Source organism: Aquabacterium humicola (assembly GCF_030167915.1).
Classification (GTDB): Bacteria; Pseudomonadota; Gammaproteobacteria; order Burkholderiales; family Burkholderiaceae_C; genus Pseudaquabacterium; species Pseudaquabacterium humicola.
On record NZ_JARGNB010000001.1, the window covers coordinates 79799 to 92751 of the forward strand.

The 12953-nt window shown below is 63.0% G+C and carries 10 protein-coding genes and 3 pseudogenes; 3 read left to right on the forward strand and 10 right to left on the reverse strand.

Annotation, left to right across the window (positions count from 1 at the left end):
- Positions 1 to 22: 22 nt before the first annotated feature.
- Entirely contained in the window at positions 23 to 1003 is a 981-nt protein-coding gene (locus P1K89_RS00385) for a M15 family metallopeptidase (RefSeq protein WP_284614373.1), read from the reverse strand.
- Between the two features lie 180 nt (positions 1004 to 1183).
- Here P1K89_RS00385 and P1K89_RS00390 point away from each other — a divergent pair.
- Both P1K89_RS00390 and P1K89_RS00395 read left to right on the forward strand, forming a co-directional pair.
- Positions 1184 to 1489: pseudogene (locus P1K89_RS00390) on the forward strand (nucleotide pyrophosphohydrolase); the annotation flags it as partial.
- A 63-nt stretch (positions 1490 to 1552) separates the two neighbouring features.
- A pseudogene (locus tag P1K89_RS00395) lies at positions 1553 to 2374 on the forward strand (PIN domain-containing protein); the annotation flags it as partial.
- A 33-nt stretch (positions 2375 to 2407) separates the two neighbouring features.
- Here P1K89_RS00395 and P1K89_RS00400 read toward each other — a convergent pair.
- From P1K89_RS00400 to P1K89_RS00415, 4 genes are all read right to left on the reverse strand, one after another.
- Positions 2408 to 3346, reverse strand: coding sequence for a helicase-related protein (locus P1K89_RS00400; RefSeq protein WP_284614374.1), 939 nt, complete (start codon positions 3344 to 3346; stop codon positions 2408 to 2410).
- 46 nt (positions 3347 to 3392) lie between these two features.
- A complete protein-coding gene (locus P1K89_RS00405) occupies positions 3393 to 4667 on the reverse strand; it encodes a type II toxin-antitoxin system HipA family toxin (RefSeq protein WP_284614375.1) in 1275 nt (424 codons plus the stop codon).
- Between the two features lie 3 nt (positions 4668 to 4670).
- Positions 4671 to 5000, reverse strand: a complete 330-nt coding sequence (locus P1K89_RS00410) for a helix-turn-helix transcriptional regulator (RefSeq protein WP_284614376.1) — start codon at positions 4998 to 5000, stop codon at positions 4671 to 4673.
- A 184-nt stretch (positions 5001 to 5184) separates the two neighbouring features.
- Positions 5185 to 5316 carry a hypothetical protein gene (locus P1K89_RS00415; protein WP_284616353.1) on the reverse strand — a complete coding sequence of 44 codons (132 nt, stop codon included), beginning with the start codon at positions 5314 to 5316 and terminating at the stop codon, positions 5185 to 5187.
- Here P1K89_RS00415 and P1K89_RS00420 point away from each other — a divergent pair.
- Positions 5252 to 5416: pseudogene (locus tag P1K89_RS00420) on the forward strand (integrase core domain-containing protein); the annotation flags it as partial. The gene P1K89_RS00415 and the pseudogene P1K89_RS00420 overlap by 65 nt on opposite strands.
- Here the strand turns inward: P1K89_RS00420 and P1K89_RS00425 are convergent.
- The 5 genes from P1K89_RS00425 to P1K89_RS00445 form a co-directional block, all read right to left on the reverse strand.
- On the reverse strand, positions 5335 to 5682 hold the full coding sequence (locus P1K89_RS00425) for a PDDEXK family nuclease (protein WP_284614377.1): 348 nt from the start codon (positions 5680 to 5682) through the stop codon (positions 5335 to 5337). The pseudogene P1K89_RS00420 and the gene P1K89_RS00425 sit on opposite strands and share 82 nt — an antisense overlap.
- Positions 5683 to 5784: 102 nt before the next feature.
- Positions 5785 to 6828 (reverse strand): HNH endonuclease signature motif containing protein, encoded by a 1044-nt coding sequence (locus P1K89_RS00430; RefSeq protein WP_284614378.1) that lies wholly within the window; start codon positions 6826 to 6828, stop codon positions 5785 to 5787.
- Between the two features lie 49 nt (positions 6829 to 6877).
- A complete protein-coding gene (locus P1K89_RS00435; RefSeq protein ID WP_284614379.1) occupies positions 6878 to 8680 on the reverse strand; it encodes an AAA family ATPase in 1803 nt (600 codons plus the stop codon).
- Complete coding sequence (locus P1K89_RS00440) at positions 8680 to 10410, reverse strand: restriction endonuclease subunit S (RefSeq protein WP_284614380.1); 1731 nt, start codon at positions 10408 to 10410, stop codon at positions 8680 to 8682. The genes P1K89_RS00435 and P1K89_RS00440 overlap by 1 nt, the downstream gene beginning before the upstream one ends.
- Complete coding sequence (locus P1K89_RS00445) at positions 10407 to 12935, reverse strand: type I restriction-modification system subunit M (protein ID WP_284614381.1); 2529 nt, start codon at positions 12933 to 12935, stop codon at positions 10407 to 10409. Before P1K89_RS00445 ends, P1K89_RS00440 begins: the two co-directional genes overlap by 4 nt.
- Between the last annotated feature and the right edge of the window lie 18 nt (positions 12936 to 12953).

Sequence of the window (12953 nt, forward strand, 5' to 3'; positions counted from 1 at the left end):
GGATGGTGGCCGACGGCCGAACTCAAGCCGTCACGTTCGGTGTCATGAAGGTCCCGGCCTGCAACGCGACCCGCGCCCGATCTACATCGAACTCCCAATGCCACGGCTCCTTGCTGACCGTGCGCACGAAGCCGAAGCGGGTGGCGTGCTTCTTCAACCACTCGTAGGTCGGATTGCCGTCGCCACCGGGCACTGCGATGTCGAACGCAATGCCGTTCTGGTGATTCGAGAGGCCGGGTCGGGCCGCGGTGTTGAATCCCGGCAGGCCACGCTCGAAGCCGTCGTGCAGGTGCTTCTGTTCCGGGTAGGAGCGGAAGCCGCTGTTCAGCGTGACCAGCACGCCGTCCCTTGCGGCGGCGGCCACGAGCGCTGCGTAGGGCTCGATGGTCGAGAGCGCGAGGCGTTCGATCTCCAGCTTGGCGTCGACGATGGCTGCGAGCTCGATCTGACCCAGGAAGCTGCCGCGCGCCCACGCCGCGTTCGGTCCGAACCGGCTCGCGCCGGGCGCGGGCGAAACGGCGCCGATCGTCTCGTTCATGAACTTGCCTTCGAGGTTCCGCGTCGAGGTCCAGCCGAAGAGGCGGTTGCCATTCACCGAGGTCGCATGACCGAAGACGATGTTGCTGCGGCTCCCGGTCTCCACCACCTTCACGGCGTCGATGCGCACCTGCGTGCCCTTCGGGATGGTCTGGAAGCGCCCGCCGGCGTCGAGCGCAAAGGCCATCAGGTCTTCGGGTCGGCGGATGCGAGCGTCCGGATCGACGACAAGGAACGATCTGTCTCGAAAGCTTTCGGCGGCATTCATGGCTCCTCCCGCGGCCGGACACTGTAGGGTCGAGCGGCGGGCGTGCTCATCGGCAACTTTGAGGAGAGGGGGGAGGCGAGACCGCGAGTCGCCCCGCTCCAGGCCGTAGCGGGTCAGTGTGAGGTTGAAGTCCTCGTTCGCAGCGTCGGCGTGCTGCTTCAGCCGGTCGCGTACAGATGCGGCGAGGTTGCGCGTCACGCCGTGACGCTTTCGAGGTAGGGGCGCATCACGTTGGCCAGCCGGCCGGACATGCGGACGACCGCTTGCCGGCGGCCACCAGGCGACACACGTTGGCGTAGTCTCCTGTCGGACCTCGCTGCTCTAATGGTGCACGCCGAACGGCGATGCTTGCCGCCGAAACATTGGGAGGGGTCGCCCTTGGACTTGAAAGCGTTGCAGACCACGCTGCGCGAGTTCGCAGCGGAACGCGCATGGCAGCCCTTCCACACGCCGAAGAACCTGGCGATGGCCTTGATGGTGGAAGCAGCGGAACTGGCCGAAATCTTCCAGTGGATGACGCCCGAGCAGTCGCAGGCGGCGGGTACGGACTCGATGACGCAGGAGCGGGTCGCGGACGAAGTGGCGGACGTCCTGCTCTACCTGCTCCAGATCGCCGATCGCACCGGCGTCGATCTGAAGCGGGCGGTGGGCCGCAAGCTCGTCAAGAACGCCAGGAAGCATCCGCCCGTGCGGCCCGGTCTTCCGTCAGGCTCATCCGGTCCGGCCCGGGTCGAGACCCATGTGCTCGTCGATTGGGAGAACGTGCAGCCGAACGACACCGATGTCCGAACTCTGGTGCCGGACGTGACCGACGTCTGGCTCTTCCATGGGCCAGACCAGAAGGCGGTGGGCGCACGGCACGCGTCATTCGGCGACAAGGTGACGTTGGTGAAGACCTCGCGTGCTGGAAAGAACTCGCTCGACATGCACCTGTCGTTCTACATGGGCCACATCGCCGCGCGCCACCCTGAAGCGCGTTTCGTGGTGGTCTCCAACGACCAAGACTACTTGCCGATGCTGGAGCACGCCGCCGAACTGGGCTATGCGGCGCGACTGATCGGGTTTGATGCTGCTGGTGCCAAAGCGACGACCAAGAGCAGCCCGGCGAAGAAAGCCGGGCCTGCAGCCAAGAAGGCCGGGCCTGCGGCCAAGAAGGTGACGGCCAAGAAGACGCCGGCGAAGACCGCCGCCTCGAAGCCGAAGCCGGATCCTGCGAGCAAAGCAGTGCCCGCGTCCGCGAAAGAGCCAGCGAAGAAGACGCCGGCGGCGAAGAAGTCACCAGCGAAGAAGAAGCTGGCCGCCGGCCAGACGGCGGCGCCGGCGGGTTTCGATTCGACGCGAATCGATGGCGGCAGCGTGCCCGACCTGAACAAGGCGGTGAACCACGTCATCGCCAGCCTGAAGAAGACGACAAGCAGGCCGACCAAGCAGGCAAAGCTGCTGTCCACTGTGAAGTCGCTGCTCGGGCCGACCGGGAACGAGCAGTTGCTGAACTCGGTGCTGGCGCAGTTGTTTGCCAGCGGCAAGGTCACCATCGATGCGTCGGGCGCAGTGGCATATGCGCTGTGACACATGCTGGCGAGCGCCCCGTCGAACTTCGACTCACCCCAGCCTGAACAGCGCCTTCAACTCCTCCGGCGGCAATTGCCCGACCCACGTCTCCCCGCTGCCCACTGTCATCTCCACGAGCTCGCGCTTGCTGCGGATCATTTCGTTGATGCGCTCCTCGAAGGTGCCGCGGGTGATGAAGCGGTGGACCTGCACCTTGCGCTGCTGTCCGATGCGGTAGGCGCGATCGGTCGCCTGCGCCTCGACGGCCGGGTTCCACCACAGATCGAAGTGCACAACATGGCTGGCGGCGGTGAGGTTCAGGCCCGTTCCTCCGGCCTTCAGCGAGAGGAGGAACACGCGCTCGGCGCGCTCGCCCTGGAAGCGGTCGACCATCTGGTCGCGGCGCGCGCGCGTGACGCCGCCGTGCAGGAACAGCGGCTCGTGGCCGTGGCGTTCGCGCAGCATGCGCTGCAGCAGCTCGCCCATCTCGCGGAACTGCGTGAAGACCAGCACCTTCTCCTGCGCCGCGTGGATCTCCTCCAGCAGGTCGAGCAGCCGCTGGGCCTTGCCTGATTCGTCCGGGTCGGCCGCGCCTTGCTTCAGGTAGTGCGCCGGGTGGTTGCACACCTGCTTGAGCGCCAGGATCATCTGCAGCACCAGGCCCTGGCGCTGGAAGGTGTCCGATTCGCCCGCGATGCTTTTCAGGCCTTCCTTCACCACCGATTCGCCGGCATCGGCCGCCAGGCGCTTCACCAGCCGAGCGGCATCGGCCTTGGAGACCGCGGGCACCTGGACCTCGACCTCGTAGGGCCGCGGCCGCGAGCCCTGCACGCGGGCATGCACGCGACCTTCTTCCACCTCGAGGCCGAGCACCGCGCCGCGGTTGGCGTAGCTGCGCCCGCGCGGCAGGCGGTTCTCGTGGTCGATCTGCGTCAGCGCCTGCAGCCATTGCGCGCCCCACCACGTGCGTCCGTAGGCGGTGCGGCTCACCGGTGCAGATCCTGCCGAGGGTCGGGTGAAACGAGTGAAAGCCAATTCAGACGACGTCTGGTGGCGTGTCGCGGAAGAAGGAAGGCGGGAGCATGGCCTGCTCGAGCATCTCGATGCTGCGCTGTTCGACACCGCGTTCGGTGAAGAACTCGCGCCAGCCGCGGACGACGGCGAGCATCCCGTCGATCAGCGCCTGGGCCTCTTCCTTCGAGAGCCCGAACGCATCGCAGTGCGACAGGATGTTGTAGAGACTCGCGGCTCGACCAAAGCGGCCGACCTCGAGAGCCAAGTCCCGCCGCTCGACCGAGACCATGGCGACGGGCAGGATGTCGTACGCGGGTGATAGCCGCCAGCCACCTCTGGTCTGCAAGAGCGCATGGTTGCGCGGATGGTCGTCGTTGTTGGTGACCATGGCGTTGAACACCATGCGGAGGAACAATTCGCGACGGTCATCGTTGCTCTTGACGGACCAGCGCCGAAGTTCATCCGCCAGCAGCCGGTACGACCAGCGCTCGCGACCGAGGTAGCCATCTTCAGCGTCAAGCACCGTCAGACCCGAGACAAGCCCGTAGCGCCAGTAGGCGTTGGCGTCCGGATTCCATTCGCGGTCGAAGCGGTCGAGCATCAGCGCGTCGCGGTTCGCGACGCGCTCGAGGCGGGTTCCGCAGACGCGAAGGCCGCTGGCGCGGGCCAACTCGAGTGTCGCGTACTCGATGCGCTGCATGTTGTGCCGGTCTGCCTTCTCAGGCAGTTTGGCCAGCCAGACTCTGTGGTCGTCCTCGACCGTCACTTTGGGTCTTGCACCACCCATGCTCGTGCCGGGTTCGAGTTCCTCGAGTACCTCGTGTGGAAGCCGTCCGTCTTCTTCCAACTTCTCGGCTGCTTCGATGAGGGCAGGCAGCTGATGCGTGCGATTGAAGCGTCGCCGCGGAGCGGGCGGAGTTGCGGTTCTTCCGAAGCTCAGGTTGCCAGCGCCATCGTCCGGCCCGTTGAGCACGTACTCCACTTCCTGGATGTCGCCTTCGGGCCGCTGCAGCTTGGCCTGAATGACTCGACGGCCCCAGGCGTCCGGGCTCGCGTCACGAACGGCGCCGGGAATGCCCTTGAGCTTCGTGAACCTCTGAGGACGCGTCGACAAGGGTAGGTGGAACGGGTCCAAGGCCACCACCTCAGGCCGTTCGAGATAGCGCTTGCCGTACGTGAAGGTGCCTTCGAAGGCGCCTGCGCCGACGGCACGGACCTTGAGCGACGCGCAGGGCACCGTTTCCATCGTCCCAGGGAGCTGGATGTAGACGTAGCAGGCTTGTTCGTCGTTGGCCATGGGTCAGAAGTCGTTGTCGCTGTCGAGCGGGTTGCGCACGCGCTTCGGCCTGCGGGCAGCCTCGAGAATCTTCCCGTGCTCGTCGGCATCGGGGTCGGCAAGCGCAGCCGCCGTGCTGAGCAGGCCGAGCTTCCAGAGCACGGTAAAGGCCGTGGCGACGGTTGCGCCTGATGCGCCTTTCTCGAGGGCGTACAGGGTCTTGCGGGTGATGCCGCAGGCTTGAGCGAGTTCTTCTTGGGTCAGGTGACGGCGGACGCGGGCGAGCCGGACGTTCTCGCCGAACCTCTGCGCTGCCGTGGTGACTTCCAGCGGAAGGGTCGTCTCGGTTGTCATCTGCTACCCATAAAGCGACTTTGTGAGTAATAGTTTACCCATTTTCGTGAACCGAGGGCAATGGCCGCGACTGTCATGGTGGGTAGTTCGGTACCCATATTGTCGGATAGTGGGTAGCAAATTGCTCTGCCGTTCAACCCCTCTTCTTCGACCTGCATCAGGTGGCCACGATGCTGAGCATCAACTACTGCACCGCCTGGGACCTGGTGAACACCGGCCGTATCAGCGCGATGCAGATCGGCCGCCGCTGGAAGCTTCGCGACGAGTGCTTGAACGAGCACTGGTTCGAGACGCTGCCCCAGGCCAGGGTGATCATCGCGAACTGGCGCCTGGACTACAACGAAGTGCGGCCCCACAGCAGTTGCGGCAGGATGCCACCGGCGAAGTTCGCTTCGCTACATCGCCAATCCAGGTAGAACAGGCCCTGGTTGATGACGTTCTCGCCCATCGAGCGCTTGTATTCCAGGATGACGGGACAGTTGTTCTCGTCCAGGCCCAGCGAGTCGATCCGGCCCGCATGGGTCTTGCCGGTGGAGTACTCGGTGGCCAGGAAGCGGATGCCCAGCAGGGTGTCGAGGTTGGCCTCGATCAGCGTCTGCAGCGGCTTCTCCAGCTCGGATGCGTCACCCTGAAGCTCGAGGGCTTTACCGGCCTGCAGCCGGAAGAGTTTGATGTCACTCATGCTGCGGCCCCCAGCTGCTCGGGTCGTGCCGCGCGCACAGCGAGCCAAGGGAGCTTGCGGCGCCGCGGCATCTCAACCATGGGGACGGGTTGCCTCGTGCGCCTAGATGACTAACGCCAGTTCTGCCAACCAGGCCCGCGTTCGAGCCGGTTGCATCAGCGCGTGACTCAGCACGGAGTGCACTGCATGGTGCGGCTCGCTCGGCGAAAGAGTGGCAGTCCACTGTTGCACGTGCTGCTGGATCTCTGCCAACGAGTGCCTTGCTTGCCCCAGCGCAATTCGACGACGCTCCCGGCGGTGCAAGAGATCCTGATGCTTGGCATACTCGGCCTTGAATTCGCGCGTCCATCGGCTTGACAGGTTGAGCATGCCATCCAGATTGGTTGCCTTCGGCTGATCTGCTGGCGCGGCAGCGCACCGCACCGCGAAGGCAGGCGGCACATAGTCCAACTGCACGCAACCGTTGCCTGGACGCAAGTAGGGGTGGAACCAGTCCGCGAAACTCCCGGCGGAATGAACAGGCTTTTGCCCCTTGTTCGGCGCCTCGTTGCAGGTGCTGCAAATCAACTGCAGGTTGTCGGCACATACGCTTAGCAGTGGAAACGCGCCCTTGGTCACCCAGTGGTCGACGTGCGGGGTGTCGCCAAGGGGGCCGCCACAGAGAACGCAGACCTCGCGGGCATGCGGGTTCGGATTCAGGCGGTGCGCACCTCGAAACGCCCGCACATACTCTGCATAAGTCACCCCCCCGGCGGCTGTAGGCGTGCCATCGCCCTGATAGGGCAGGCCGTCGACGAAGCCTTTCTCGTAGACGGACTCCATCAGCGCCTTGAACGTGTTCCAGTCCTGTTTGCTGGCAAGTGGCCGCGTCACTGGCCACACGGCCGCACCGGGTTGAAACTGTGCAGGCAGCGCCGAGATCGTCTGCACCCAGGTCGCCAGGGCAGTCTTTTGCGCTGCAGGCAACGCTGCAATTGTCTGTGCGCGGCTCAGAAGGGTTTGCCCAGACTCGATGCGCTGGAGAAGACCCCATAACCAATCGGCCTCTATCGCCGTCAAAAGAACCGGCGGCTGTAGGCCCTGCTGGCTGACATGTGCAGGGGCGGTCGCAGGCTGGCACAACCAAAGCGCGAATCGCTGCATCATTTGCTGGCACGCTGCCAGAGCCGGTGAGCACACGACGCGATGGACTGGCTTAAGCATCGCCACCTCGCCACGTATTCAGCAGCGTCCGCAACTCGCTGCGGTAAAAGCCGGAGCCCATTCGGTCGATCAGCCGCTCCAGATCAACAATTTCCGCCTGAGTGCCGGTCGCTTGTCGCAGCTTGTCCTCGATGAACTCTTGCGCTCGCTTGCCGATGCTGTCGTCTGCACCAAAGACCGTCATCATCAGCGCGCTGGGGTCGGTGCCGAAGGTTGGCTCGTCCACACTACGCACGGTCGAGCCGCTTGCACTCTTTTGAACCATCACGATTTCGTTGTTGAACACATCAGAAAGCACGATGGCTGAATGCGTGGAGATCAGCACATCGTTGCTGGTGTGGCCGATGGCGTCGTCGATGATGTCGACGATCTCTCGCTTCCACTTGTCGTTAAAGTGGGTCTCGGGCTCGTCGAGCAGGAGCAGAGCGTCCTGCTGACCCTGCAGTAAGTGAAAGAGTGCCATGCGGCCCAGCACCATTTGTTCGCCGTCTGACAGCTCTTCGTAGCGAAGCACGCCGATGTCATCCGCCTCGTTCACATCGCCGTCGCCGGGCAGCGGTGCGCGTCGGAGGCGAATCAACAGATCGTCGAACAGTCCGACCTGGTTCAGTTCCAGCAGTCGAGTGAACAGCTCGAATGCGCTCGCATCCTTGGCCCCGCCCAACAAGGCCCACAGTGCTTCGCCATGGGTGGTGCATGTCTGAAGCTCGTCGCGGGCAGCCGAAGCGAAGCTCAGCGTCTGGGCATCGAACGCTCCCTTAAGGTCAAACACGAGGGTGCGGCGGGCTTCCGCCGGATGGGGTTCGGCGAACACTTCGCTCGCACACAGCCACCAGTCGTGCGCTGTCTCGCAGAGCTTCTGGTCCCACTGAGCCGCCTGCAAGCGTGAGCGGAAGGTCACTGACACCAGGTGATGCCATCCTCCGCGCTCCAAGAGTTCCTGAAGCCCGTTCTTGTTGTCGGAGCGACGACGAAGCCGAGCCATCGCGGCATCGGCTTTGGCACGACCAGGATAGTCCGTGGTCTCTATGAATGCCTGTGGCAGGGCCACCGCCAGCAACGCGCACTTGAGCAGGGTTGCATCCAGCAGCAGGGGGCGCCGGAAGCTATCAGCCTCCACAGGTGAAAGTCGTTTGTCGAGATCACGAGTTGCTTGAAAGGGTGGGCGGGCCGCTCGTAACGCGCGCTCCTGAGCAACGGTCCAGCCTGCCGGTCGCTCTTCCCCTTCGTTGTCAGCATCGCTGCGCTGCCAGCCCTCCGCGTTCTGGTTGCGACTCCAAACGGACCGCCACGGCCGGAGGTCGCCCGTTGTGTAGGCGAGCACTGCCGAGGGCAGCGCAATCTGGGGTGGCGTACTGTCGCGTTGTGGCCAGCGACCACGGTCAATCAGAGCCGTGAAACCCGGCACAGTAGGTAGCCCCTTGACCGCCAAATGCTCGATACACGCCTCAAAAACCTCTTGCCCGTTGTCGTCGTCGAACTGGAAGCGCTCGTGCAGCCACAAGCTAGCTTGTTGCCTGTCGCCGGGGCAGTGCAACAACAGGGTGCGGTGGCTCGGTGAGCCACGAACACCCAGTTCGTAGACCAGGCTTACGGGGAACGCTGGCACGCGCAAGTCGGCCAGTGCCAGGAATACTTCGGCGACGGCCCGTAGCAGATTGGACTTGCCGCTCCCGTTCACGCCAATCACAAACCGGATTGAGCATTCGCGCCCCAGTGGCGAGCCACTCGCGAAGCACACCTTGATGTTCGAGATCGGCGGATAGTTCTGAAGGTGAAGATAGCGCAGGCGCATCAGTTCGCCTCCTCACCTGTGTCAGGCGCCATGGACTTGCGAAATACCTGCAGGTCTGCCAGACGCGTGTACTCGTCTTCGCGCAGGGGCCGGAACGCCTTCAGGTACTCGAGCTCGCCACTCTCCGTGTCGACCTTGGGCAAAGTGACCTTTGCGATCAAGCCCAGGGCTGCGAGTTGGCCGAGCGTGCGGCGGATACGGTTGCCTTGCGAGCTACCGTAGCTTTGCAGCCTTTCGGTCACTGACGTGTCGTCACAGAATCGCGCGAACACGTCCGGGTCCTCGACCAAGAGGGGCTCGCCGCTTGCTTCGCAATACGTGGTGAACGCCGCCAACACATGGCGCTGGAAGTCGCTCAGTTCGCCAAGCAGCCAATGGCGCGCGGGTCGGATAGTCAGATGGGCCTGCACCGAGGTCGTCGCGGTGATGGTGGCGCCGAGCGTGATCTTTGCGCCGCGCTCGCGCAGCAGCTCATCACGTACGAGTGCAGCCTGGGCAAGCTCTGCTGCGTGACTTTCCCTCCATTGAGCAGTGAGGTCACCCGACAACGCGCTGATGGTGAGGGCCGAACGCAGTGCTGTCGCAGCATCTTCCGACTTCCTAACGAGGCGACGAATCTCCCTGACCTGAAGCCACAGCTGGCGGAACCGCCTTTGCGCTTCGATATCCGGAACAGGCAATCGAACCTTGGCCAAGTTCTCACCGCTCAAGTTGCTCTGACCCGCTGTCGTTCTGATGGCATTCCTCATCGCCGCCCGGCCGTAGGCGCTGTTGAGGAAGGCGCTCAGATACTCGGGCAGCAAGCGGACGCCATCCGTTCGTAGGCGAATCAAGTACGACGCGTACACGATCACAGAATGGCAAACATCCTCAGTGATAGGCGCTGACCGCCCGACATACTCTGGGTTGCCATTGGATCGAACAATCAACACGTCGGCCGCCGTCAATCGCAATCGGCCCAACTCAGCCTGAGTGAGCTCGACGTACTTCATGTCCGTGGTGTCAACTTCACCACCCATGACGTTGGGGATGCGCAGCACCGGAACCCCGGTTGCCGCCGTCGCGTCGGCCGATACCGAAGTGCCGTAGCGCGTGTCAACTAGCGCGCCGAGTTGGACCCATTCACCATCGTCGCGGTCAAGCACTAGTTGATCGAGTGCAGCCTTGATCAGTTGATCGAGATGTCCGCGCCGTTCGTTGACTTGGCTGAGGGCTTCTGCCTGCTGCAACACATCAACGATGCGCTGTTGCTCCGGCAGGGTCGGGAGCGGGAGTTTGACCCGACCCAAAAATTCTGGAGGGACTCTCTGCAAGCCGCCCGTACCGACAAAGGCAGACGCGGCTCGGTCACGAAACGCCTGCTGACGAATGAAGCTGAACAGGAATTCAGGGAGTACCGCAGGCGTAGGACGGAGAACATGAAACTCGGTAGAACCGAATCCCATTCCATTCTGCAGTTGACGCGCAACTGCAGCCTTTCCGTTCTCCATACAAGGCGTGACCTTTGCGAACAGCACATCGCGTTCGCGAAAACTTGTGTAGCCTTTCGCCACCTCGCCGAACGTGCGCTCTTCCGGTTTGTCGATCTCACCCGCGGATTCGTTCACGGCGGACATCGGAACAAAGGTCACTCGCAAATCGTCGGCGGGCCGCTCCTCGGCCAGCAGTCGAGGGTTCAGCTCGCAGACATCAGTGAGCCGCACCTCTGCCCAGGTCTCTGGAATTCTCATTCCCGTCCCTCCACCATCGCGAGCAGCTTGTCTAGGCCCCGAATGATGTCCAGCTCCGTCGTCCTTAGCGTACCAACCAGATCAGCTACGCTCTTGTCACTTTTGAGCTGAGTGAAGTCGAACGGCTTGTATTGGCCAGCGGACAGGTTCCACTCACGTGCCTCGATGCAGTCGGGGTCTAGCAGCCCGTCTTTGAGCGTGCCTTTGTCGTCGTACAGACCAGCAGCCAGCATGGCCTCAACATAGGCGAAACGCACAAGGCCGTCTGCGTCATGCGACCCAACGAGCTTGTCGTCCTCGCTGCGCCATTCATCGTTTCGCGCCCAGCTGCGAACCGGAACGACCCAGTGCTTGGTCGCTTGGAGTTCACTGGCTTGATCAACCTCCAGGCTGCGCAGCGTCACGTCGAAGCCGTCTAGCTTGGCGACTTCACGGGCGATGGCTTCAAGTGCAGCCTTGAGGTCAGCCACGGGGTCCTGCGGACTGAACCGCGACATGGGCGCCTGCTTGACGGAGTGCTCATGGAACGAGAGGCCGGCTTTGACGGCGTCCTTGACCATGTCCTTCCACAATTGCAAGGCAGGGCTGTCCTCCGCGTCGAAGAAGCTTTGAACCTCCTTTGCAGCCCGGTTGAAGTCTTGCTGCGGCACCTTGATGGCCTTTTGCCAGTCGGCCAAGGCATGCTCTGCGATCATGGGCTTGTCGCCTGTACCCGCGGTGCGCCATTGCTCCCAGATCGGCTGCGTGGGGGGAGCAAAGTAGCGGATTACCAAGTCGTACAACTGCTGGCTCGCAGCATTGCGGACTTGTACTTCTGCGGCTTTCGGGTCCGCGGGCAGTTCAGGGAACAGCTCATGGATTCCCCATACATGCCCATCCCACATGCTGGTGTCAGGCAAGGCCGCGAAGGCCTCACCGGCCGGCGTGAGTTGATCCGCGGTATCGCGCAGCAGCGCCTGGCGCCAGCGCTCGACGCGAAAGCGAGGTTGCAGCAGCACCTTCTCGTGGCGCTGAGCACCTGTGCGGCCGTGCGCGATCCAGGCCTTGAACTTTTCCAGTGCATCCCAAAGGTCGTTCTGCTGGCCGGGCCGGGGATTGCGCTTGGCATCCTTCGAATAGCCGTCCTCCTCCACTTCGTAAAACCAGACGTGCTCAGTGCGCGGGGCCGCGCGGCTGGCGGAGGTGGGGCGTTCGTCTCGGCGAGTCTCTTTGCGAAAGATGAGAACCGAAGTCTTGACGCCGGTATACGGCTGAAAGACACCACCCGGCAGAGAGATGATGCCTTCGACTACGTGCTCGCTCAGCAGCTCGCGGCGCAGGCGAACGTGAGCATCGGTACTTCCGAAAAGCACACCTTCGGGAATGATCACCGCGCATCGGCCGCCCACGCGCAGGAGGTCGAGCATCAGCCACAAGAAGAGCAACTCGCTCTTGTTGGTGATGCTTTCGTCCTTCTTCTTGCCGCTTCCGCCGACGCGCGGAAACAGCAGTGAATCGGGTTCCAGATCGCCGCTATCGACTGTGCCGGTGAAGGGCGGGTTGGCCAGGACAAAGTTGTAGGTCTCCGGTTCCAGTAGTTGCTTGAGTTGCCCCTTGCCTTCACGCTTGCTCAGGGAATCGCCCTGAAGCAGGTGGGGATCGGTCACATCATGGAGAACCAGGTTCATCCAGCCGATTCGCGCCATAGTGCGGTCGTTGTCGAGACCGACGAAGTTGGCGCCGTTGTGGATGGCGGTGTATTGCTCGGGCTCTGCTGCCGCGCCGTCTGTGCGATGCGGCGTGCCGTCCCACTCCAGCACCACCGTTTCTGGTGCCGTGTACTTGCGCATCAAATGCTGCTGTGTGCTAAACAGGAAGCCGCCCGTGCCGGCAGCGGGGTCGATCACTCGCTGGCCAGGCTCGGGGTCGAGCAGCTCGACCATGAAGCGAATCAAGTGGCGCGGCGTGCGGAATTGTCCGTTCTTGCCTGCAGTGGCGACCTCGCTGAGCAGGTATTCGAAGGTATCGCCCATGATGTCCTGGGCGGCATTGCCTTCACCGGCGCGGGCAAAGAGCTGGTCGATGGCGTCGATGGCGTCGCTCAGCACCTTGCCTTTGTTCGGATCGAGCTGAAAGTAGGCGTCGGCCATTCGGTCATCAACGCTGGCCAACTCCGTCCCGGCATCGTCAGTAGAAAGACGAGCGCCGATGGTCCGCAACCACGGGAAGACCTTTTCGATCAGATGCGAAGGCCTGGTCTTCTCTTGCCTGATGTAACTCCAGCGGCAAGACGTGGCGTCAAGCTGGGTGCGGAGTGCTTCCTTGGTATCGTCTGCGGCAGCCTCGATTTGTCGCTCTTCATCAGGCGTCAAGGCGTAGACGGAGCGGAGGCCACGCTCTACCCGCTTGCGATCAATGTCCTCCAGGCGCTTGAGGAACAGGAGGTAGGTGATCTGCTCGACCGCGACCAGAGGATTCGTGAGGCCGGCAGACCAAAATCGATTCCAGAGTTCGTCGACCTTCTTCTTGATGTGTGGGGCAAGCATTCGGAGTCGTTCCTAAAG